This is a genomic window from Curtobacterium sp. AC268, assembly GCF_979258745.1.
In genome coordinates this window covers 21,580-42,981 of record NZ_OZ409878.1, presented here as the reverse complement: position 1 = coordinate 42,981, position 21,402 = coordinate 21,580, and the positions used below count along the sequence as shown (strand labels likewise).

Annotated in this window: 24 protein-coding genes and 1 riboswitch; of the genes, 12 read left to right on the top strand and 12 right to left on the bottom strand. The window is 72.5% G+C overall.

Features of this window, described 5'->3' with window-relative positions:
• Positions 1-60 precede the first annotated feature (60 nt).
• Positions 61-963 (bottom strand): NUDIX domain-containing protein, encoded by a 903-nt coding sequence (locus ACZZ9K_RS00210; protein WP_463444723.1) that lies wholly within the window; start codon positions 961-963, stop codon positions 61-63.
• A gap of 61 nt (positions 964-1,024) precedes the next feature.
• A riboswitch (TPP riboswitch) is annotated at positions 1,025-1,120 on the top strand.
• Between ACZZ9K_RS00210 and thiM the strand changes: the two genes are divergently transcribed.
• The 3 genes from thiM (at position 1,109) to thiD (ending at position 4,178) form a co-directional block, all read left to right on the top strand.
• Positions 1,109-1,975 (top strand): hydroxyethylthiazole kinase, encoded by an 867-nt coding sequence (thiM, locus tag ACZZ9K_RS00205; protein WP_463443039.1) that lies wholly within the window; start codon positions 1,109-1,111, stop codon positions 1,973-1,975. (Overlaps the previous riboswitch by 12 nt.)
• Positions 1,972-2,706 carry a thiamine phosphate synthase gene (thiE, locus tag ACZZ9K_RS00200; protein ID WP_463443038.1) on the top strand — a complete coding sequence of 245 codons (735 nt, stop codon included), beginning with the start codon at positions 1,972-1,974 and terminating at the stop codon, positions 2,704-2,706. The genes thiM and thiE overlap by 4 nt, the downstream gene beginning before the upstream one ends.
• On the top strand, positions 2,703-4,178 hold the full coding sequence (gene thiD, locus ACZZ9K_RS00195) for a bifunctional hydroxymethylpyrimidine kinase/phosphomethylpyrimidine kinase (RefSeq protein ID WP_463443037.1): 1,476 nt from the start codon (positions 2,703-2,705) through the stop codon (positions 4,176-4,178). Before thiE ends, thiD begins: the two co-directional genes overlap by 4 nt.
• A gap of 13 nt (positions 4,179-4,191) precedes the next feature.
• Here thiD and ACZZ9K_RS00190 read toward each other — a convergent pair whose 3' ends face one another.
• From ACZZ9K_RS00190 to ACZZ9K_RS00175, 4 genes are all read right to left on the bottom strand, one after another.
• Positions 4,192-4,701: a metallophosphoesterase family protein gene (locus tag ACZZ9K_RS00190; protein ID WP_463443036.1), complete on the bottom strand. Its 510-nt coding sequence runs from the start codon at positions 4,699-4,701 to the stop codon at positions 4,192-4,194.
• Complete coding sequence (locus ACZZ9K_RS00185; RefSeq protein ID WP_051596672.1) at positions 4,698-5,168, bottom strand: MarR family winged helix-turn-helix transcriptional regulator; 471 nt, start codon at positions 5,166-5,168, stop codon at positions 4,698-4,700. Before ACZZ9K_RS00185 ends, ACZZ9K_RS00190 begins: the two co-directional genes overlap by 4 nt.
• An 83-nt stretch (positions 5,169-5,251) precedes the next feature.
• Entirely contained in the window at positions 5,252-5,713 is a 462-nt protein-coding gene (locus ACZZ9K_RS00180; RefSeq protein WP_071247264.1) for a VOC family protein, read from the bottom strand.
• A 21-nt stretch (positions 5,714-5,734) separates the two neighbouring features.
• Positions 5,735-6,031 (bottom strand): GNAT family N-acetyltransferase, encoded by a 297-nt coding sequence (locus tag ACZZ9K_RS00175; RefSeq protein WP_463443035.1) that lies wholly within the window; start codon positions 6,029-6,031, stop codon positions 5,735-5,737.
• A 75-nt stretch (positions 6,032-6,106) separates the two neighbouring features.
• On the opposite strand from ACZZ9K_RS00175, the gene ACZZ9K_RS00170 reads away from it, so the two are divergent.
• Complete coding sequence (locus ACZZ9K_RS00170) at positions 6,107-6,742, top strand: NADPH-dependent F420 reductase (protein ID WP_071405392.1); 636 nt, start codon at positions 6,107-6,109, stop codon at positions 6,740-6,742.
• A gap of 144 nt (positions 6,743-6,886) precedes the next feature.
• Here the strand turns inward: ACZZ9K_RS00170 and ACZZ9K_RS00165 are convergent, their stop codons facing one another.
• Entirely contained in the window at positions 6,887-7,855 is a 969-nt protein-coding gene (locus ACZZ9K_RS00165) for an aldo/keto reductase (protein WP_463443034.1), read from the bottom strand.
• A gap of 112 nt (positions 7,856-7,967) precedes the next feature.
• Between ACZZ9K_RS00165 and ACZZ9K_RS00160 the strand changes: the two genes are divergently transcribed.
• The gene (locus ACZZ9K_RS00160) at positions 7,968-9,182 is read left to right on the top strand and encodes a hypothetical protein (RefSeq protein WP_463443033.1); all 1,215 of its coding nucleotides are present in this window, start codon (positions 7,968-7,970) and stop codon (positions 9,180-9,182) included.
• 178 nt (positions 9,183-9,360) lie between these two features.
• On the opposite strand, the gene ACZZ9K_RS00155 is transcribed toward ACZZ9K_RS00160, so the two are convergent.
• Positions 9,361-10,218, bottom strand: coding sequence for a LysR substrate-binding domain-containing protein (locus tag ACZZ9K_RS00155; RefSeq protein WP_017886578.1), 858 nt, complete (start codon positions 10,216-10,218; stop codon positions 9,361-9,363).
• A gap of 136 nt (positions 10,219-10,354) precedes the next feature.
• Between ACZZ9K_RS00155 and ACZZ9K_RS00150 the strand changes: the two genes are divergently transcribed.
• Complete coding sequence (locus tag ACZZ9K_RS00150) at positions 10,355-11,677, top strand: MFS transporter (RefSeq protein ID WP_463443032.1); 1,323 nt, start codon at positions 10,355-10,357, stop codon at positions 11,675-11,677.
• 176 nt (positions 11,678-11,853) lie between these two features.
• Here ACZZ9K_RS00150 and ACZZ9K_RS00145 read toward each other — a convergent pair whose 3' ends face one another.
• Positions 11,854-12,501, bottom strand: a complete 648-nt coding sequence (locus ACZZ9K_RS00145) for an NAD(P)-dependent oxidoreductase (RefSeq protein WP_111058181.1) — start codon at positions 12,499-12,501, stop codon at positions 11,854-11,856.
• A gap of 108 nt (positions 12,502-12,609) precedes the next feature.
• On the opposite strand from ACZZ9K_RS00145, the gene ACZZ9K_RS00140 reads away from it, so the two are divergent.
• Together ACZZ9K_RS00140 and ACZZ9K_RS00135 are read left to right on the top strand one after the other, a co-directional pair.
• Complete coding sequence (locus ACZZ9K_RS00140; protein WP_463443031.1) at positions 12,610-12,972, top strand: winged helix-turn-helix transcriptional regulator; 363 nt, start codon at positions 12,610-12,612, stop codon at positions 12,970-12,972.
• A 73-nt stretch (positions 12,973-13,045) separates the two neighbouring features.
• Positions 13,046-14,077 carry an NADPH:quinone reductase gene (locus ACZZ9K_RS00135; RefSeq protein ID WP_463443030.1) on the top strand — a complete coding sequence of 344 codons (1,032 nt, stop codon included), beginning with the start codon at positions 13,046-13,048 and terminating at the stop codon, positions 14,075-14,077.
• Between the two features lie 120 nt (positions 14,078-14,197).
• Here the strand turns inward: ACZZ9K_RS00135 and ACZZ9K_RS00130 are convergent, their stop codons facing one another.
• Both ACZZ9K_RS00130 and ACZZ9K_RS00125 read right to left on the bottom strand, forming a co-directional pair.
• Positions 14,198-14,383: a hypothetical protein gene (locus ACZZ9K_RS00130; RefSeq protein WP_027465208.1), complete on the bottom strand. Its 186-nt coding sequence runs from the start codon at positions 14,381-14,383 to the stop codon at positions 14,198-14,200.
• A 41-nt stretch (positions 14,384-14,424) separates the two neighbouring features.
• Positions 14,425-15,234 (bottom strand): hypothetical protein, encoded by an 810-nt coding sequence (locus ACZZ9K_RS00125; RefSeq protein ID WP_463443029.1) that lies wholly within the window; start codon positions 15,232-15,234, stop codon positions 14,425-14,427.
• A 113-nt stretch (positions 15,235-15,347) separates the two neighbouring features.
• Here ACZZ9K_RS00125 and ACZZ9K_RS00120 point away from each other — a divergent pair, with 113 nt between their 5' ends.
• Together ACZZ9K_RS00120 and ACZZ9K_RS00115 are read left to right on the top strand one after the other, a co-directional pair.
• Positions 15,348-16,244 (top strand): patatin-like phospholipase family protein, encoded by an 897-nt coding sequence (locus ACZZ9K_RS00120; protein ID WP_173033275.1) that lies wholly within the window; start codon positions 15,348-15,350, stop codon positions 16,242-16,244.
• Positions 16,241-18,295, top strand: a complete 2,055-nt coding sequence (locus ACZZ9K_RS00115; RefSeq protein ID WP_463443028.1) for a S9 family peptidase — start codon at positions 16,241-16,243, stop codon at positions 18,293-18,295. The genes ACZZ9K_RS00120 and ACZZ9K_RS00115 overlap by 4 nt, the downstream gene beginning before the upstream one ends.
• A 21-nt stretch (positions 18,296-18,316) precedes the next feature.
• On the opposite strand, the gene ACZZ9K_RS00110 is transcribed toward ACZZ9K_RS00115, so the two are convergent.
• The gene (locus ACZZ9K_RS00110; RefSeq protein WP_463444722.1) at positions 18,317-19,498 is read right to left on the bottom strand and encodes an acyl-CoA dehydrogenase family protein; all 1,182 of its coding nucleotides are present in this window, start codon (positions 19,496-19,498) and stop codon (positions 18,317-18,319) included.
• A gap of 59 nt (positions 19,499-19,557) precedes the next feature.
• On the opposite strand from ACZZ9K_RS00110, the gene ACZZ9K_RS00105 reads away from it, so the two are divergent.
• Together ACZZ9K_RS00105 and ACZZ9K_RS00100 are read left to right on the top strand one after the other, a co-directional pair.
• Positions 19,558-20,166 (top strand): QsdR family transcriptional regulator, encoded by a 609-nt coding sequence (locus tag ACZZ9K_RS00105; RefSeq protein WP_071247243.1) that lies wholly within the window; start codon positions 19,558-19,560, stop codon positions 20,164-20,166.
• The gene (locus tag ACZZ9K_RS00100; protein ID WP_027465203.1) at positions 20,163-20,606 is read left to right on the top strand and encodes an acyl-CoA thioesterase; all 444 of its coding nucleotides are present in this window, start codon (positions 20,163-20,165) and stop codon (positions 20,604-20,606) included. Before ACZZ9K_RS00105 ends, ACZZ9K_RS00100 begins: the two co-directional genes overlap by 4 nt.
• A 141-nt stretch (positions 20,607-20,747) precedes the next feature.
• Here the strand turns inward: ACZZ9K_RS00100 and ACZZ9K_RS00095 are convergent, their stop codons facing one another.
• The gene (locus ACZZ9K_RS00095) at positions 20,748-21,188 is read right to left on the bottom strand and encodes a VOC family protein (protein ID WP_027465202.1); all 441 of its coding nucleotides are present in this window, start codon (positions 21,186-21,188) and stop codon (positions 20,748-20,750) included.
• Between the last annotated feature and the right edge of the window lie 214 nt (positions 21,189-21,402).

The following is a 21,402-nucleotide window of genomic DNA, read 5'->3' as shown; positions in this document are numbered from 1 at the left end:
GCGTACCGGCAGCGACCGACGGCCGCTCCGCGACCATCCAGAACACGGCGGTCCGGGCGGCTACAGCTGGTCGCGCAACCAGGACGGCCCGTGGACGACCGCGCCGAGGGCCTCGACGCGGTCGCGGAGTTCGCGGTCGGCCGTCACGACGACGACCGGCCCGTCGCCGGCCTGCACCGCGGCCCGCGCGGACTCGACGATCGCGTCGTCGCCGGAGGCCGGAGCACGGACGACGTCGACAGCGCCCGTGGCGGCGACGTCCGCAGCGGCCCGGGCCTCCCCCTCGAGCACCACGGTCCACCGCGGCCACCACCGCGCGAACGGCAGGTCCAGCAACGACGCGGACACCCCGCCCGCGGCGAGCGCCGACACCTGTGCGAGCAGGCGTGACGCGGCGCCGGCTCGGTCCTTCCACCAGCCGTCGGGCACGCTGCCGACGACGTTCGCCGCGTCGACGACGACGTGCGGTGTGGTCGCGACGGTGGCGCGGAGCGCCGGCCACGACCTGCCGAAGCCGGGGTGCAGGGGCAGGTCGTCGACCTGGTCGATCGGGATCCACGACAGGGCGAGGCTCTCGCGGTCGGCGATGACGGGTTCGAAGGGTCGGGAGGCGCGCCCCACGACGGTCGTGTAGGTCCAGAACCCCAGGTCGAGCAGTGCCGTGTGGCGCAGGGCGATCGCGTCGTCGGGCACACCGGCTTCCTCGGCGGATTCGCGGAGGGCGGCGGTCACGGCTGCTTCGCCCTGGTGCCGTGCGCCGCCGGGGATGCCCCAGGTGCCGCCGTGGTGGCTCCACTCGACGCGGTGCTGCAGGAGCACGCGGCCGGCGCCGTCGTCGACGAGCAGGCCGGCAGCGCCGAAGCGTCCCCACGCCTTGGTGCCGTCGGGGCCGACCGCCCAGGCGTCGCCGGGGTCGCGGGGGCCGGGTGGGGGCCCGGGGGCGTTGCATCTGGCACGGTCCAACCCTGGCACACGGTGCCCGGAGCGGGCCTCGAAGTGGTCACCGGGCGTCGTGTACGGTGTCGCTCGAGACACGGGGTGCCGCATCCAGCGGCTGAGATCACACCCGTCGAACCTGCTCGAGCTCGTACTCGCGAAGGGATCGTCCATGGAAACCGCTGCGCCCTCCCCTGCCTGGGCCCACCGAACCGCCGAACTGCTCGAGGCTGTGCGTGCCCGGGCCCCGCTGGTGCAGTGCATCACGAACACCGTCGTGCAGAACGTCACGGCGAACGTGCTGCTCGCGCTCGGGGCCTCGCCCGCGATGGTCGACGTGCCGACCGAGGCGGGGCCGTTCGCCCGCGTCGCGGATGCCCTGCTGGTGAACACCGGCACCCCGCACGCCGAACCGCGGGTCGCCGCGCTCGAGGCCGTGCACGCGGCCCGTGACGCGGGCACCCCGTGGGTGCTGGACCCGGTGGCCGTCGGTTCGCTGCCGGTGCGGACCGCCCTGGCACGTGACCTGCTCGCGCTGCACCCGACGGTGCTGCGGGGCAACGCGTCCGAGGTGCTCGCCCTGCTCGGCGAATCGGCCGGTGGCCGCGGGGTCGACAGCACCGTGGGCACCGAGGACGCCCGGGTCGCGTCCGTCGCTGCTTCGGACGGGAGGCTCGTGGCCGCGGTGGCCGTTTCGGGTGCGGTCGACCTGCTGGTCGCGCCCGGCATCGGTGTGGTCCGGGTGGCGAACGGCACCGACCTGCTGACGCGGATCACCGGTGGTGGGTGCGCGCTCGGCGCGGTCGTCGCCGCGTTCACGTCGGTCGCGCCGGAGGACGCGGGGGCCGCTGCCGTCGCCGCCACCGCGGTGCACACGATCGCCGCGGAACTCGCGGCGCGGGACGCCGGCGGACCGGGGACCTTCCAGCCGCTGTTCCTCGACCGGCTGGCGTCGCTGACCCCGGAGGACGTCGTCCGCGAGGCCCGGATCACCCTCGAGGCCGCTCCTGCGGTCGACGCCCGGGCGGTGTCGGCGTGAGCGAGCTGCAGTCTGCGGGGTTCGGCGTCTACCTGGTGACCGACGGTGCCCTGGCCGACCGGCACGGCATCGGGGTGCTCGGGGTCGTCCGCGCCGCCGTGCACGCCGGGGTCCGGATCGTGCAGGTGCGGGACAAGGACGCCTCGGCGCGTGACCTGCTCGCCCTGACCGCCGCGGTCGCTGACGCCGTCGGGGACCGCGCGAGGGTGGTGGTCGACGACCGGCTCGACGTCGTCCTCGCCGCACGGCACGCGGGACACCGGGTCGCGGGCGTGCACCTCGGCCAGTCCGACGTCCCCGTCACGGTCGCCCGCGCCCTGCTCGGAGCGGACGCCCACGTGGGCCTCACGGCGAACACGCTCGCGCACCTGGCTGCCGTCGAACGACTCCCCCGCGGCACCGTGGACCTGCTCGGCGTCGGGGTCGTGCACCCCACGGCGACGAAGGCCGACCACCCGCCGGCCCTCGGCCACGACGGGTTCGCCCGGCTGGCCGCCACCACCGACCTGCCCTGCGTGGCGATCGGCGGGGTGACCCTCGACGACGTCGTGCCGCTCCGGGCAGCGGGCGCAGCCGGGGTCGCGATCGTCTCGGGCATCTGCGCCGCGGCCGATCCCGGGTCCGCCGCGGCCGCGTACGTGGCCGCGTGGGGCCCTGGACCCGGCCATGCGGCGGAGCGGGAGCGGCTTGCAGCGGGCGATCCGTTCCTCCCGGCTGGGACGTCGTCGTGAGCGTCCCGCGGGTGCTGAGCATCGCCGGGACCGACCCGACGGGCGGAGCCGGGATGCAGGCCGACCTCAAGGCGATCGCCGCGCACGACGGGTACGGGATGGGGGTCGTGACGGCACTCGTCGCGCAGAACACGCACGGGGTGCGGTCCGTTCACGTGCCGGACGTCGGGTTCCTGCGGGAGCAGCTCGACGCGGTGTCCGACGACGTCGTGGTCGACGCGGCGAAGATCGGGATGCTCGGCACCGCCGACGTCGTGCGGGTCGTGACGGACTGGCTGCGGGAGCACCGGCCGCCCGTGGTCGTCGTGGACCCGGTGATGGTGGCGACGAGCGGTGACCGGTTGCTCGACGAGGACGCCGCCTCGGCGATGGGTGCGCTGTTCGGGCTGGCCGACCTGGTGACGCCGAACCGGGCCGAGCTCGCGGTGCTGGCGGAGCTCGCCGGCGCGTCTGCATCGACGTCGGCTTCGTCGCTGGATGCCGCGCGTGCCGTGGCGGCGCGGTGGGACGTCCTGGTGCTGGCGAAGGGCGGCCACGACGAGGGACCGACCTCCGACGACGTGCTCGTGGCACCGGACGGCACCGTGCGGGTGTTCACCGGTCCCCGGGTCGCGACGACGAACACGCACGGCACCGGGTGCTCGCTGTCGAGCGCGATCGCGACGCTCGCAGCACGGCACGGCGACTGGGAACTCGCGGTCGGGGTGGCGAAGCAGTGGCTGACGGCGGCGCTGCACGGGGCAGACGCCCTGGCGGTCGGGAGCGGCAACGGCCCGGTCGACCACGGGGCGCAGGCACGGGCGGCCCTGCCGGCGCTGTCGTACACGGACGTGTGGTGGGCGGATGCGGCGTCGGTGCTGCAGGAGACGATCGACTGCGCGTTCCTGGTGGGGCTCCGGGACGGGACGCTCGAGCCGGAGGTGTTCGCGGGCTACCTGGCGCAGGACGTCCACTACCTGCGGGCGTACGAGCGGCACCTGGCGGCACTCGGGGTCGGTGCCCCCGGCGCCGGTTCGGATGCGGGTGCTGCTGCTGCTGCGTTCTGGGCGGCTGCTGCGCAGGGGTGTGCCGACGAGGCCCGAGACCTGCACCACCGTCGGCTGGCCGGTTCGCACGCCGACGATCCCGTGCACCCCACGTGCGCCGGGTACCTCGCACACCTGCAGCAGGCGGCCGACTCCGGCTCCGCGGCGGTGCTCGCCGCCGCGGTACTGCCCTGCTTCCGGGTCTACGCCTGGGTCGGGTCGCAGCTCGGGGTCGCTCCGGACGGGCACGCCTTCGCCGACTGGATCACGGCGTACGGGGACCCGGGGTTCGCGGCGTCGAGTGCCGAGGCGACCCGGCTCGTCGAGGAGCTGGCCCGTGCCGCGACACCCGACGAGCGAGGGCGGATGGCGCGGGCGTTCCGGCGTTCGACGGAGTGGGAGCTCGCGTTCTTCCGGATGCCGACGGAGGCACGCGACCGGGGCTAGCGGGCAACCGGGGCTAGCGGGCGACCGGCGGCAGCCGCACCAGTTCGACGGACAGCTCGGCGCCGGTGACCGTGCCGCGCATCCACGTGTGGTCGGGCTGGCGACGGCGGTCGGTCGGCGAACCGGGGTTCAGCAGGCGCATCCCCGACGGCGCCACGGTGTCCCACGGGATGTGCGAGTGCCCGAAGACGAGCACGTCGGTGTCCGGGTACTCGGCGTCCATCCGCCGCTCCCGACCGGTCGACGCCCCGGTCTCGTGCACCAGGGCGAAGCGCAGGTCCTCGACGCCGAACCGAACGACGAGCGGCAGCCGGTCGTCGAACTCCGGGCCGTCGTTGTTGCCCCGCACCCCCGCGAAGCGGCTGGACCGCGCCTGCACGGCGTCGAGGGTGGCGAGGTCGACCCAGTCCCCCGCGTGCACCACGAGGTCGGCCGCGTCGACGTCGGCCCACAGCCCGGGCGGCAGGTCCCTCGCGCGCTTCGGCAGGTGCGTGTCGGACAGCAGGACGAACGACGTCGTCACGACTCGGTGGGTGCCGGCATCGGGAGCCCGGCCTCGTCCGAGGCGCCGAGGCGCTCCAGCAGCCCGGCGAGCAACGCGATGTCGTCGTCCGACCAGTCGGCGAGCCGTTCGTCGAGCGCGTCCCGGTGCAGCTGCACCGACCGCTCGAGCGCTGCGCGGCCGGCATCGGTCGCCTCGAGCGGCTTCGCGTTGCCGCTGCCGCCGTCGGTCGTCCGCACCAGTCCGGTCGCGAGGAGCCCGGACAGTTGCCGCGAGATCGTCGAACGGTTCAGCCGCAGGTAGCGGGCGATGTCGATGGCCATGCAGCCCGGGTGCTGGACGACGAAGTCGACGAGGGACTGGTCGACGACGCTCAACACCTGGTCCGAGCCCCGGGCACGGATGCTCGCCCGACGGGTGATGCGGGCGAGCTCGGTGTACGCCCGGCTGATGTCGCTGTTCCGGACCCTCGAACTCGGGTGGTCCATGGTGGCTCCAGCCTGTCTGTGCCGGCGCCTGCCGGCGGTCTTCTGGTCCGGTCACACTACCGGCGGGTCCGCGTGGAGTGGGGTCAGCGACCGGCCGCGGCAGCCTGCAGTGCGGGGATGTCCAACTTGACCATCTGCATCATGGCCTCGAACACGCGGGCGTTGGCCTCCGGGTCGCCCGATCCGCTCATCAGCTCCCCCAGCATCGACGGGGTCACCTGCCACGCCAGACCCCAGCGGTCGGTCAACCACCCGCATGCCATCGGGCTCCCGCCGTCGGCGAGCAGGGCGTCCCACAGCCGGTCGAGCTCGTCCTGCGTGTCCACGTCGATCTGGAACGAGACCGCGTCGGTGTGCGGGTGTCCGGGGCCGCCGTTCATCGCGCGGTACGGGGCGCCGAGCAACGTGAACTCCACGACGAGGGCACGGCCGTCGGGCATCCGGCTGACACTGTCGACGCGGCTGTCGGGGAACAGACCGACGTAGTACTCGGCCGCTTGTTCGGCCTGGTCGTCGTACCAGAGGAACGGGGTGATGGTGGGCACGGGAGCCCCTTCGTTCGGTGCTCAGTCCGCGGCGCTGCGGCTGAGCAGGTCGGCTTTCTCGGGGTGTTCGTCGAACCAGTTGCCGACGAACCAGCACATCGGCACGATGCGCTTCGTGGTCGACGACTCGACGTCGGCGACGGCGTACTCGACGAGTTCCGCCGCGTAGCCGTGGCCGCGGTGCTTCGGGACCGTGTACGTGTGCGGGAACGCCACAGCGTCACCGTTCACCCGGTAGTCGAGCACGCTCACGAGCTCGCCGCCGACGTACATCGCGTAGCGGTCCTGGTCGGTCTCGTCGCGGAACTCGTGGTCCATGCCGCCATCATGCTCCCGGCGGGGCGTCCGTGTCCCCGGGGAATGCACGACGGCGGGCAGCGTTGCAGGGACACCATGACAACCATCGGAATCATCGGCGCCGGCAACATCGGATCCCAGCTCGCACGACTCGCGGTACGGAACGGCCACCAGGTCGTCATCGCGAACTCCCGCGGCCCGGAGACCCTGACCGACCTGGTCACGGAACTCGGCGACGGCGCACGCGCAGCGACCCGCGACGAGGCAGCCGCAGCGGGCGAGATCGTCGTCGTGACGGTGCCGCTCGCCGCGATCGAGACGATCCCCGTCGAGCCCCTCGTCGGCAAGGTCGTCATCGACACGAACAACTACTACTGGGAGCGCGACGGCCACATCGCCGCCCTCGACGACCAGTCGACGACCACCGCCGAGATGCTGCAGGACCACCTGCCCGGCGCCCGTGTCGTGAAGGCGTTCAACCACATCGGCGCCGACGACCTGACCGGCCACGCGACGCCCGCGGGTACCCCGGACCGTCGTGCCCTCGTCATCGCCGGCGACGACGACTCCGCCAAGCAGACCGTCGCCGAGCTCATCGACGCGTTCGGCTTCGACGTCGTCGACGCCGGGCCCCTCGCCGAGGGCTGGCGCATCCAGCGGGACACCCCCGGCTACGGCCCGCGGATGACCGCCGCCGAGCTGCGCGACGCCCTGGCCGCCGCGACGCGCTAGTCCGCGGCTCTGCGCAGCCCGCCGCGCACCGCCGCCGTTCCGCGCTGAGCGACACCCCACGGACTCCGCACCCCGTGATCTGTCGCTCAGCGCGAAACAACCAGGCGCGAAACCAACCGGCGCGAGACAGCGCGAAACGCCCGCTCAGGCCCGGTCGAAGATCGTCGTCATGTCGGCGATGTCGTCCTCGGTCGGCGTCCACGTCGTGCCGGCCTCGACGTTCTGCGTGATCTGCTCCGGCTTCGTCGCCCCCGCGATGACGCTCGACAGCCCCGGCTGCGCCAGCAGCCACGCGAACGTTGCCTGCAGCATCGTCACGCCCCGGTCATCGCAGAACCGCTGGTAGTCGTCGAGCACGTCCCACGGGGCGTCCTCGAGCACCTGCGGCTTCGAGGTCGTCAGCCGCCCGTCGGCCGGGCCGCCCGCCTTCGTGTACTTGCCGGTGAGCAGCCCGTTGTAGAGCGGGAAGAACGGCAGGAACCCGAGCGCGTACGCCCGCACCGCCGGCAGGACCTCGTCCTCGGCACCGCGGGCGAGCGGGCTGTACTCGTTCTGTGCGGACACGAACGCGGTGGTGCCGGCGATCGACGCCGTGAGCTCGGCCTCGGCGATCTGCCACCCCGCGAAGTTCGAGTGGCCGACGTACCGGATCTTGCCCTCGCGGACCAGGTCGTCGAGGACCGACAGGGTCTCCTCGATCGGCGTCACGTCGTCGGGCCGGTGCATCTGGTAGAGGTCGATCCAGTCCGTGCCGAGTCGGCGCAGCGACGACTCGACCGCGAGCCGCACGTACCGACGGGATCCGCGGACGCCCCAGTCCGGGCCGTTCGCGCCCTGCATGTCCATGCCGAACTTCGTGGCGAGGACGATCTCGTCGCGCCGGCCGCGGATCGAGCGACCGAGCATCTCCTCGGACATGCCCGGCACGCCGCCGTAGATGTCGGCGGTGTCGAAGAGCGTCACCCCGGCGTCCAGGGCCGCGGCGACGACGGCGTCGGTGCCCTCCTGCGACTCGGACGCGGTTCCCCGCCGCCCGAAGTTGTTGCAGCCGAGGCCGACGGTGGAGACGACGAGCCCCGAGGGGCCCAGGGGACGGTGTTCGATTCCGGTCATCACCCGAACGTACCGGCGACCCCGAACTGGGGCTGCGATCCTCACAGCGGTTGCCGCTACAACTGAGCATGGATCAGTCGACGGAAGGAGCGCCGCAGTGGCAGCGCATCGCATGCCCGAATCGGACCGGCCCCGTCGGCCCGTCCCGGCCTGGGTGACCGCGCCGCCCGTCGACGAGGTCGCGCCCGATCGGGTCGCCGCTGCCGGTCACGTGAACGCCTCCGGCCGGGAGGCCCGCCCCACCCCCGCCTCGTCCCGCGCTGCCCACGCGGCGCCGGTCCCACCGACCACGGTCGCCTCGGCCGGGACCGTGCCCGTCGCGCACGCACCCGCGCTCGCACCGACCGCCGAGCCCGCGTCGATCGCCGCCCTGGTCGAGGCCGACGCCCCGGTGCCCGACTTCCCGCCGCAGCAGGAGTTGCTGCCCCCGGCCCCGACGTCGCCGAACGTGCACACCGTGCCGTTCGAGACCCCCGCGGTGCCGCCGTCGTCGGTCGTCCCCGCGTCCGGGCTCGTGGTGCCGGTCTCCCCGGTCGCCGCCGCACCCGCCTCGGCGGACGCCGCACCGCTCACCACCCCGTCGCCGGAGGCCGCCCCGGCGCCGCCGACCGCTGCCCCCGCGGTCCCCGCCGCCGGCCAGCCTCGGTTCTCGGTGCCCGGCCTCGAGCACGTGGTCGTCGAGGGCACCGATCCCGAGCCCGTCGGCCCGATCGGCTACCGGACGCCCCGACGCTTCGCGCACCAGCAGGCCGCCGCACGGTCGGCCGCACCGGCGCCCGCACCCGCACCCGCACCCGCACGATCCTTCGACGCCGTCCTGCACGCGGCGCCGGCCTCCGCCGCTCCGGGCAGCCCCGCCGTCGTGACCCCGAACGTCGACGCGACCACGGCCGTGGTCGCACCCACCCCGGTGCCGCAGGGTGCTGGCGGGGGCGGGGCGGGCCTCCCGACCGAGCTGCTCGACCAGCCCGTGGCCGCAGCCGCCGTGCCGGAGCCGCGCCGTGCGCTCGGCGCGACCGCCGGTGCGGTGCTCGGCGCCGTCGCCGGGATCGCGACGATCGGTCTGGCGGCCTGGTGGTTCACCGCTCCCGCGACCGTGCACGGTGTCGGTGTGGTGCTCGGACTGCTCACGCTGGCGCTCTCGATCGTGACGCTGCGCGACCGGACGGCCACGTGGCAGCGGCCGGTCGCGCTGCTCGGCGCCGTGCTCGGTGGTGTCGGCACGGTCGTGCTGCTGTGGGCCGTCGCGGCGGCGCTGCTGCCGCTCGCGGGGGTGACGCTGCCGGACGTCACCGGCACCGGCACGACCCCGACGCTCGCCCCGTAGCGCCGCGCGGCCCGCGAGCGCTCAGACGCCGTCGTCTCGGCACGACGCCGCGTCGACGTCGAGACGCCCCCGAAAGTCGAGGCGTCTCGGCGGCTCGGCGGCGGCGGGACAACACGACGGCGTCTCGGCGCGTTCACCATCCCGGAACACGCCGGCGTCTCGCCGCCGATGCGCGGGCTCAGACGGCGCGGACGACCCCGCGGGACAGGATCGCGTTCGTCAGCGCGTCGATCGGCTCCCGCTGCACCGTCGGGTTCGCGATGAGGACGTAGTCCACCGCCGGCAGGTCCGGCAGCCCGAGCCGCTGCGACACCTTCACCAGGTCGGCCGGGATCAGCGAGTGCGGGAACACCGCGACGCCGATGCCCGCGCGCACCGCGGCGAGCACCCCGTTGACGTCGCGGGTGTTGCAGGTGATCCGCCAGGTGCGGCCGGCGGCCTCGAGGGCGTCGATCGCCATCTGCCGGCTGATGCTCGGCGCCTGGTACGCGATGAGCGGGACGGGTTCGCCCGGTTCGAGGGCGATGCCGTCCTGCGCCATCCACACCATCTGGTCGGTGGCGACCCGGGTGCCCTCGGCGGACTCCCCCGCCGTCTGCTTGATGAACACCAGGTCGAGCTGGCCGGCATGCACCCGGCGGAGCAGCGGTGACGACTGGTTCACCGTGAGCTCGAGGTTCACCTGCGGGTGCAGCCGCCGGAAGTCCCGCAGGATCCGCGGCAGCTGGGTGATGGCGAGGTCGTCCGCCGCCCCGAACCGCAGCCGTCCGCGGGTGGCCGCGCCGGAGAAGTAGGCGTCGGCGGTGGCGTGCGCGGCGAGGATCGTCCGCGCGAACCCGGCCATGGCGTCCCCGTTGTCGGTCAGGGCGACGCCGCGGGTGTCCCGGGCGACCAGGGTGCGCGCCACCGCGGTCTCCAGGCGCCGGACGTGCTGGGACACCGTCGGCTGGCTGATGCCGAGCCGGGTGCCGGCCTGCGTGAAGCTGCCGGTCTCCGCCACGGCCAGGAACGTCTGCAACAGGACCGGATCGAGCACGGGGCACCTCGTTCGTTCGCGCGGTCATTCGACATCGCAATGGAGTGATAGCCACCATAGGGGTATCGAATGGGCCGGCGCCACGTAGTTTCGTTGGGGTACCAGATCCACACCGACGTCCGGAGAACCCCGCACCGTGAGCGCGTCACCGACGACCCTCCCCCCGCCCACCGAACCGCTCCCGATCCAGGCCACGCGCCCGCCGTGGCGCCACACGCTCATCGCCCTGTCCGTGCCGAACTTCCGGCTGTTCACGGCGACGAACCTGGTGGCGATGACCGCCGGCTGGATGCAGCGCATCGCACAGGACTGGCTCGTGCTGCAGCTCACCGGGTCGGTCGCGCAGGTCGGCATCACGGTCGCCTGTCAGTTCGCACCGATGCTGCTGTTCGGGCTGCTCGGCGGCGTCCTGGTCGACCGGTTCTCGAAGCGCGCGCTCATGATGATCACGCAGGGGGCCTTCGCGGTGCTGTCCGCGCTGCTCGCAGTCCTGACACTGGCCGGCGTCGTCGAGGCGTGGCACATCTGGGTGATCGCGTTCCTGGTCGGCATGGTCACCGTGATCGACAACCCGGCACGGCAGGTGTTCGTCACCGAGATCGTCGGGCACAAGCACCTGCGGAACGCCATCAGCGTGAACTCGTCGGTGTTCCAGCTCGGCGGCATGATCGGTCCGGCGCTGTCCGGGGCCCTGCTCGTCGCGGTCGGCGCGGGGTGGTCGTTCGGTGTGAACGCGATCGCCTGCGTCGCCGTCGTCGTGACGCTCGGGTTCCTGAAGGCCTCCGAACTGCACCGCACACCTCCGGCACCCCGCGGCAAGGGGCAGCTCGTGGAGGGCCTCCGCTACGCCGTGCACAAGCCGACGATCATCGTGCCGGTGATCCTCGTCGCGTTCTTCTCGGTGTTCGCACTGACGATGCCCGTGCTGCTCTCCGCCTTCGCGTCACAGGTGTACGACGTCGGTGCCGGCGGTTACGGGGTCTTCAACTCCGCAGTGGCGATCGGCGCCCTGGTCGGCGCGCTGCTGTCCACCCGCCGGGCCGTCGTCCGGCTCCGCACCATCGTCGGCGGGGTGTTCTGGACGGGTGTGCTGCTCGTCGTCTCGGGGTCGATCCCGGCGATCGCACCGTTCACCGTCGCGCTCGTGGCGGTGGGGATGTCGCAGCTGCTGTTCCAGACCGCGTCGAACTCGCTCGTGCAGCTGTCGTCGAACGTGGCGATCCGCGGCCGGGTGATGTCGCTCTACGTCCTGGTGCTGCTCGGTGGGCAGGCGATCGGCGGGCCCCTGATGGGACAGATCGTCGACCACTACGGCGCGCACGTGGGGATGATGGTCGCCGGTGGCGTGCCGGCAGCTGCCGCCGCGGTGATCGCGCTCGTGCTCGCCCGCCGGGGCGGCCTGCACCTGGCGGTGCGGATGCGCCACCACCTGCCGGTGCCGGCGATCGTCGCCCACTAGCGGGGCCCTGGCGGCGACCACCCGCCGGCCTGGAGGCCCGTGGCGGCCCCGCCCCGCGCCTCCCGTCCGCCCGTTGGTCGCGCCGGGCGGTGCGCAAAACACCGGTGTTCACGCTGGACGCCGCGGGATCCCGCGGTGCGTTGTGTGAGCACCGGTGTCTTGCGAGGGGCAGTGCCTCAGTAGGCGACGCCGAAACGCGTCTGGTGGTGCGCCGGGGTGACGATCTCGTCGACGAACGCGATCGCGTAGTCGGCGCCGGAGATGTCCGAGTTGCCCTCGGCGTCGGCGAGCAGGACCTCGTCCGAGGCGCGGTAGGTGCCGCGACGCTCGCCCGGGTTGTAGCCGCCGAACGCCGCGGCGGGGCTCACGTAGAACCAGTCGACCTGGGTGTCCGAGGCGCGCAGGGCGTCGAGGATCTGCGCGTGGCTCTTCGCCTCGCCCTTGAAGGCGTCCGGGAAGCCGTCGGTGTCGAAGAGGCGGGGCCCGTCCTCGGACACGCGCATCGAGCCGGCACCGCCGACGATGCCGAGACGCGCACCCGCTGCGGCGGCGGCGTCGACGAAGTGCTGGAACTTGTCCTTCAACTCGCTGCCGTCGGCCTGCACGGCGTGGAGCGAGACGACGACGACGTCGGCACCCTTCGTGACCTCGGACACGAAGTCGGCGTCGAACGCGTCACCCTGCGCGAGGGTCAGGCCCTCGGCCGGCTCGAGCTTGCTCGTGTCGCGGGCGACCGCGGTGACGGTGATGCCGCGGGAGAGTGCCTCGTGGGTGATGGCGGAGCCGGCGTAGCCGGTGCCTCCGAAGACGACGATGTTGGTCATGGTGTTCCCTTCGTGGACGTGCTGGGCGTCAGTGACGTTGACAGTCACCGTACAAGAGTTACTCTCTTTGAGTAAGTAGGCACCTGGCGGTGCGTTGCGGAGGACACCATGTCAGCACTCGAGTACAGCCCCTACGCGGCGGGCTGCCCCAGTCGGCAGCTGCTCGACCGCATCGGCGACCGGTGGAGCGTGCTGACGATCGGCGCCCTCGCCGACGGTCCCGCACGGTACTCGGCGGTGGCGGCCCGGGTACAGGGGGTCTCGCAGAAGATGCTCACCCAGACGCTGCGGGCGCTCGAACGCGACGGCATGGTGACGCGGACGGTGTTCCCCGAGATCCCGCCGCACGTGGAGTACGAACTGACCGAACTCGGGCGGTCGCTGCGCACGGTGCTCGTGCCGCTGGAGGACTGGGCCACCTCGCACATGCCCGACGTCGCCGAGGCGCGCGAGGGGTACGACGCGCGCTGAGCGAGGGGTACGACGCGCGCTGAGCACCGGCGCACTCGGAATCCCCGACGGCGACGAGTGGTTGCCTGGGGACATGCGATCGATCGTCTACACGAAGCCCGGTGCCAGCAGCGTCCTCGAACTCGTCGAGCGGGAGATCCCGGAGCCCGGTGCCGGAGAGGTCCGCGTCCGCGTCGTCGTCTCCGGCGTCAACCCGACCGACTGGAAGGCACGTGCCGGCGGGACCTACGGCGACGGGCTGCCGTTCCCCGAGATCACGCCGAACCAGGACGGCGCAGGTGTCGTCGACGCCGTCGGTCCCGGAGTCGACGGACTGGCCGTCGGCGACCGTGTCTGGCTGTTCATGGCGGCGGCGTCCCGTCCGACCGGCACCGCGCAGGAGTACACGGTCGTGCCCGAGTCGCGCGTGGTCCCGCTGCCTGACGGCGTCTCGTTCGACGTCGGCGCCTCGCTCGGCGTCCCCGCCATGACGGCGCACCGAGCGCTCACCACCCACGAGGACGGCCCCGCACGCCTGGGCCCCGGCGCCCTGGACGGCTTCACCGTGCTCGTCGCCGGTGGCGCCGGTGCCGTTGGGCACGCCGCGATCCAGCTCGCCCGCTGGGCCGGCGCGACCGTCATCACGACGATCAGCTCGGACGCGAAGGCAGCACTGGCGACTGCGGCCGGCGCCCACCACGTCGTGAACTACCGCGACGAGGACGCCGCCGAGCGCATCCGGTCGATCGCGCCGGACGGTGTCGACATCGTCGTCGAGGTGTCGATCCCACAGAACGCCGCGCTGGTCGCCGACGTGCTGGCCAACCACGGCGTCGTGTCGATCTACGCGAACAACGGTGGGGACGAGGCGAGCCTGCCGATCCGCCCGAACATGAGCGTGAACGCCCGCTACCAGTTCCTGCTGCTCTACACGATCGGCGACGAGGCGCTGTCCGCGGCGGCCGAGGACGTCACCGAGGCGCTGCACGACGGCGTGCTGCCGGTCGGTGAGGACGCCGGTCTCCCGCTCACCCGGTTCGCGCTCGAGCAGACCGCCCAGGCGCACGACGCGGTCGAGCAGGACACCGTCGGCAAGGTCCTCATCGACGTGACCGAGGCGCGGTAGCCGCGACACCGGCTCGGGCGCGGGCTCCGGCTCCGCTCCGGCTCGGACTCGGGCTCCGCAGACGACGAACGGCTCCCACGCACGCGTGGGAGCCGTTCGTCGTGGACGATGCGGGAGGGGTCAGCGACCCAGACGCGCGGCGATGGCTGCGGTGACCCGGAGCCGGGCTGCAACGCGCTCGCGTTCGATGTTGGCGGCGATGACGTCGAGGTCTTCGTAGTCGGCGTCGGTGGTGGTGTCGTTCCAGTTCGGCGAAGAGATCCGGGCACGCCCGAACGACGGCGGAGCAGGGTTCACGGTCGTCATGGGGGCATCGTACGTCGAGCGTCCGACAGAGCGTGTGAGCATCACGGGCCTTTCCTTGGATTGCGGTCGCGCTCGGGGAACGAGTAGGTCAGCGAGAACGCGACGGCCATGAACGACGCCATCATCGCGATGTTCTTGGCGTCGAGTTCGGTGAAGGCGTCGGGGACCGGGGAGTCGACGGTGAGCATGCCGAACGAGAACTGGTCCGACCGGATCACCACCGAGACGTACGAGGTGTACCGCGGTTCGAAGCCCGGCAGGTCCTGGTCGACGTCCACGTCGGCCGAGCGGTCACCGACGATCCGGGGTGATCCCCCGACCAGCACCCACTCGAGGTTGCGGTCGCCGTAGGGCGTGCCCGCGCGGAAGACCCCGGCGGTGTCACCGGCGCCACCGTGACCGATCGGCTCGAGCGCCCGCAGATCGGTGGACAGCTGGTACACGTTGGCGCGGACGTCGGGCACCTTCGGCAGCAAGTAGAACGCCAGGGCCACGGCGACGCGGTCGGCGACGACCGAGAGTTCGGCGTGGCGATCGGACCGGGGCAGCTCGGTGAACCGGACGAGCCGGGTGGCGATCTGGCCGAACGCGTACCGGACCGCCGTCGACTGCTCGAGCTCTGCCGCGGTGGCGTTGTCCTCGGCCACGGACCGTGCGGCGTCGCTGCGCCGGGTCCGGACGACCTGCACGGTCACGGCACCGACGAGCACGACGAGCCCGAACGCGACGAGCGACAGTCGGACCGCCGGCGTGACGAACAGGTTCGGCAGCTGGAACGCCGCGGTGGGCGCGGCAGCCACCACGATCGGCCACACGACCGTGCCGACCCGTCCTGAACGCTGGTTCCCCATGACCACGACGCTAGGTCACGCCACCGACGCGGACGGAGTTGTCCACAGGCGGGTTCTCCACAGGATCCATCGGCCTCCACCGGCCCGTCGCACGCAGCTGGTAAGCAGGACCCATGACCGACGTCAGCACGCCCGTTCCCGGATCCAGAGCACTCGTCCTCGGTGGCGGAGGTGTCGCCGGCATCGCGTGGGAAGTCGGTGTCCTCGTCGCCCTGCAGGAAGCCGGCGTCGACCTCGACGCCGCCGACCTCGTGGTCGGCACCAGCGCCGGCAGCGTCGTCGGCGCGTTCGTCCGGAACGGTGCCGTCCAGCAGGCCTACGACCAGCAGCACACCCCGGCGCCCACCACCTACGAAGAGCCGGCGCCCATCGACGTCGAAGCCGTTCAGCAGCACATCGGCGCAGCACTGCAGGGTGCGACCGGCGAGCAGGACGCCCGCGCTCGACTCGGCCAGGCCGCCCAGCAGGTCGTCGGCGGGCAGAGCGACGACGAGCGCACGGCGACCTTCGGCGAGACGCTCCCGTCCACCGAGTGGCCGGAGAAGCCGCTCGCCGTCACCGCGGTCGACGCCACCGACGGCACCTTCCGCCTGCTGACGGCGGCCGACGGTGTGCCGCTCCCCCGTGCGGTCGCGGCCAGCTGCTCGGTGCCCTTCGTCTGGACACCGGTTGCCATCGACGACCGCCCGTACGTCGACGGTGGCGTCCGCTCGGGCACCAACGCCGACGCGGCCGCCGGGTACGAGCGGGTGCTCGTCATCGCCTGCGGCCCCGAGGGGCCGTCACCGTGCGGGCCCTGGCTCGACGTCGCCGTCGAGGCGCTGCGCGCCGGCGGCTCGTCGGTCGAGGTCGTCGTGGCGGACAGCGCATCCCAGCAGGCCTTCGGCACCAACTCGCTCTCGCTCGCCACGCAGGCGCCGTCGGCCGAGGCCGGTCACGCCCAGGGCACCGCGGTCGCCGAGCAGGTCGCCGCCTTCTGGGCCGAAGACCTGGCGAGCGTGCACGCATGAGCACCCCGTTCTCCGACCTCGACCAGTACGTCGCGCTCCCCCGCGTCGACGGCATCGACATCAGCCCCGACGGCACCCGCGTCGCGCTGACGGTCAGTGCGCTCGACCCGGACGCCACCGGGTACCGCCGATCGATCTGGCAGGTGCCCGCGACGCCGACCCCCGACACCGCCGCGCGCCCGGTCCGCCTGACACGCTCCGCCAAGGGCGAGGGCGGCATCGCCTTCACCCGCACCGGTGACCTGCTCTTCGTCTCCGCCCGGCCCGACGCCGACGCCACCGACCTCGAGGCAGCCCAGCTCTGGGTACTGCCCGCGACCGGCGGCGAGGCCCGTCCGCTCACCCGCCTGGCCGGGGGCGTCGGTGGCGTCCTGGCCACCGCGGCGTCGTCGGACGTCGTCGCGCTGACGGCCGACCTGCTGCCGGGGGCCGGCTCCGACCCGGCGACCGTGCTCGAAGCCGACGCGGAGCTCCGGAAGACCCGGAAGGACAAGCACGTCCGCGCGATCCTGCACGAGACCTACCCGGTGCGGTACTGGGACCACGACCTCGGCCCGGCACAGACGCACGTCCTGACGCTCGACGCGGCCGGCATCGACACCCACGGCGACGCCGCCGGCGCCCGTGCCGAACCCGTCCGGCCCGTCGACCGCACACCGGCCCCCGGCCGCTCGCTCGACCACGTCAGCGGGGCGCTCACGCCCGACGGCTCGGTCCTGCTGGCATCCGTGGGCGTCCGGGAGGCCCGTGGAGACCGCTCGACGCTCGTCACCATCGACCTGTCCAGCGGCCACCGCACGGTGCTGTTCGACGACGTCGACGTCGACCACGAGATGCCGGCGCTCAGCCACGACGGTCGGACGATCGCCTGGGTCCGCACCGTCCGCTCCACCCCGGCCGGCGCGAACCAGCAGGAGGTCTGGGTCGCCGGCATCGACGGCTCCGACGCCCGCCGCGTCGCGACCGACTGGGACCGTTGGCCGAGCGAGCTCGTGTTCGAACACGGCGACCGCGCGCTCCTGGCGGTCGCCGACCAGGACGGCCGCGCGCCGGTCTTCCGCATCCCCCTCGACGGCGGAGCCGTCGAGCAGCTGACGCACGACGACTGGGCGTACTCGAGCCTGCGCGTGGCGGCGGCGACGGGCGTGGTCGTGGCGCTCCGGGCCTCCTGGGCGGCCCCGCTGCACCCGGTGCGGATCGCGACGGACGGCACGGCGACCCCGTTGGCGACGCCGGCGTCCCTGCCGGACGTGCCCGCCCACCTGGAAGAGGTCGAGACGACCGCAGCCGACGGCGCCCGCGTGCGCGGCTGGCTCGTCGTGCCCGAGGGCGACGGGCCGCACCCGCTCGTCCTGTGGATCCACGGCGGACCGCTCAACTCGTGGAACCAGTGGTCCTGGCGCTGGAACCCGATGCTGCTCGCCGCCCGGGGCTACGCCGTGCTGCTGCCGGACCCCGCGCTCTCGACCGGTTACGGACTCGACTTCGTGAACCGCGGCTGGAACGCCTGGGGGCAGGCGCCGTACACCGACCTGATGGCGATCACCGACGTGGTCGAGGCGCGGGCGGACATCGACGCAACCCGGACCGCAGCGATGGGCGGGTCGTTCGGCGGGTACATGGCGAACTGGGTCGCCGGGCACACCGACCGGTTCCGTGCGATCGTCACCCACGCCAGCCTGTGGGCGCTCGACCAGTTCAACGGCACGACGGACTCGTCGCAGTACTGGTCGTCGATCTTCGACGCCGACGGGATCGCGGCGAACGACCCGCACCGGTTCGTGGCCGACATCGCGTCACCGATGCTCGTGATCCACGGCGACAAGGACTACCGGGTGCCGATCGGCGAGGGGCTGCGGCTCTGGTCCGAACTCGCGGAGCACCACGCGGCACCGGACGGCTCGATGCCGCACCGGTTCCTGTACTTCCCGGACGAGAACCACTGGGTGCTCGCCCCGCAGCACGCCGTGGTCTGGTACGAGACGGTGTTCGCGTTCCTCGGGCAGCACGTGCTCGACCAGGAGTGGGAGCGGCCGGCCCTGCTCGGGTAGCGCGGCGGGCCGGGCGGGCCGCTAGACGAACGCGGCCTGCCCGGTGATCGCCCTCCCGACGATCAGGGTGTTGACCTCGCGCGTGCCCTCGTACGAGTAGATCGCCTCGGCATCGGCGAAGAACCGGGCCACGCCCTTGTCGAGCACGATGCCGTTGCCGCCCTGCACCTCGCGGCACCAGGCCACGGTCTCCCGCATCTTCGCGGTGGCGAACGCCTTGGCCATCGCCGAGTGCTCGTCGCCACCGACCCCGGCGTCCTGCATGGCCGAGGCCTGCGTGCACAGTGCGATCGAAGCCGTGATGTTCGAGAGCGACTTGACGAGCAGGTCCTGCACGAGCTGGTGCGCAGCGATCGGCTTGCCGAACTGGATCCGCTCGCGGGCGTAGGCCAGCGCGGCCTCGTACGCTCCGACCGCGATGCCGACGGCCTGCCAGGCGACCTCGGTGCGGGTCAGTCGGAGCACCTCGGCGGTCGAGCGGAACGACGTCGCGTTCTGCAGCCGACGCGACTCGGGCACCCGGACGTCCTGCATGACGATGTCGGCGTTCTGCACCCCGCGCAGGGCGATCTTGTCCTCGATCTTGGTCGCGGTGAAGCCCGCGGTGTCGGTGGAGACGAGGAAGCCCTTGACCTGACCGTCGGCCACGTCCTTCGCCCAGATCACGACGACGTCGGCGAAGGTGGCGTTGCCGATCCAGCGCTTCTCGCCGTCGAGCACCCACTCTTCGCCCTCGCGCCGAGCGGTGGTGCGCAGACCCTTCGCCGAGTCACTGCCCGAGTACGGCTCGGTGAGCCCGAACGCCCCGACGATCTCGCCCGTGGCCATCCGGGGCAGCCACTCGCGCTGCTGTTCGTCACTGCCGGCGACCGCGATCGAGTTCATCGCCAGGCCCGACTGCACGCCGATGAAGGTGGCGACGCTCGCGTCCACGCGTCCGAGTTCGAGGGCCGCCCACCCGCGGTACACGGCCGAGTTCTCGAACTGCCGCACGAGCGGGACGCCGGGCCCGTACATGCCGAGCTCGGCCAGCGGCGCGATCACCTGCATCGGGAACTCTGCGCGCGCCCAGTACGCGTCGGCGATGGGCGCGACCTCGCGCTCGAGGTACTGCCGGAGCTGCCCGAGCGACGCGCGCTCCTGCTCGGTGAGCTGCTGCTGGAAGCCGTAGAAGTCCGATTCGAGCAGGGGCGTCGCGGGCATCGTCGTTGACATGGGAACCACGATGCATCATTCTCGAAAACGTTGCAAGAGAGGATCGCGTGTACACATCGGATTCAGCGCTGCGCGCCTTCCGGGAGGCCCGTCACACCTTCATCGCCGGCTCACGGATCGACATGGGGGCGTTGGCTGCCGCACTCGGCGTCGACCGCACGTCGCTGTTCCGCTGGGTCGGCAACCGTGACCGGCTGCTGTCCGAGATCCTGTGGTCCCTCGCAGTCCCGACGCTCGACGGGGCCACCCACGCCGCCGACGAGATCGGGGCGACCGGAGCTGCCCGGCTCGTCGTCGTGCTCGACCGGTTCACCGCCGACCTGATCGACGCCCCGTACTTCCGGGCGTTCCTGACCCGCGAACCCGCTCGGGCGATGCGTCTGCTCACCACCTCGGACAGCGACGTGCAGAGTCGGTTCGTCGCCCGGGTGACGGCACTCATCGAGCAGCAGGAGTCGTCCGGTACGTTCGATCCGGCACCGTTGTCGGCTGAGGAGCTCGCACGGCTGCTCGTCCGGATATCCGAGTCGTTCACCTACGCCGAGTTCATCTCCGGTGAGACCCCTGATCCCGACCGGGCCCGTGCGGCGTTCGAGTACGTCCTGCGGCCCGACGCGGTGCACGCCACACCCGCACCACCGATCGGAGACCGATGACCATCGACGAGTACCCGTTCCGCCGGACCTACCCCACCAGGTGGAACGACAACGACATGTTCGGGCACGTCAACAACACGATCTACTACTCGGCGATGGACAACGCGTCGACGTACTGGTTCCGCGAGGTGGCCGGGCTCGACCCGTTCTCGTCGGAGTGGATCGCCGTGCTGGTGTCGTCGAGCTGCCGGTTCGTCGAGTCCGCCGTCTGGCCGGACGTCATCGAGGTCGGGATGCGCTCGAAGCACCTCGGCACCACGAGCCTGTCGTGGGAGTTCGGCCTGTTCCGCCAGTCCGACGGCGCCCTGCTCGCCACCGGAGAGTTCGTGCACGTCATCATCGACCGCGAGGGCGCCCGCCGTCCGATCCCGCTGCCCGCCGAACTCCGCGAGCTCGTGACCGGCTCGATGGTCGCGCAGCAGCCCGCCGTCGCGGACTGACCGGCCGCGCGGCGCGCGTCCCGCCCGGAGCCCCGCGCACAACCAAAGTGCTCCCGAACCGCGCATTCGCGTGGTTCGGGAGCACTTTGGTTGCGCCGATCGGATCGGCACCGGGTTCCGGCCGAGGGCGGCGCGGACTGCTCAGGACTTGAGGGCTGCGAGCTCGAGGTTGATGTCGTCGGGGTCCTGCACGGACAGGATCACCATGCCGGCGTCGCCCAGGTCGGTGACCTCGCCGTGCTCGACACCCGCGGCATCGAGTCGGGCGGCCGCCTCGTGCAGCTCGTCGACCGAACCCACGACGAAGCTCACGTGGTCGAGGCCGACGGTGTCCGGATCGAACGTCTGCCCTGCGGGAGCGACCGGACGGAGCCCGAACACCTGGTCACCGAGCCGGAACACCGATCCGCCGTAGAACCGCTCGCGATCCTCGCGGACACCCGGCTCGTCGACCTGGTCGCTGAAGTCGATCGCCGGATCCGTGCCGAGCAGCAGCTGGTAGAAGGCCTTGCTCCGGTGGATGTCGGTCACGGTGACACGGACGTGGGCCAGGGCGGTCGGGCGTGCGAACGGCTCGGTCATGGTGGAGCTCCTCAGGGGTTGCGCGCCGTGGTTGCGACGCGCTCCCGAGGCAACGCTCGGTCCCTCCGAAGCACCCGAGGCCGTGCGGCGACCGGACAGCCCCGGACAGCCCCGGAAAGCCCCGGACACGACGTTCCGCACGCCGCAGAGCCGAAGTGCCCCCGAACCACGCGATCGCGCGGTTCGGGGGCACTTCGGTTGTGCAAGCGGCGCT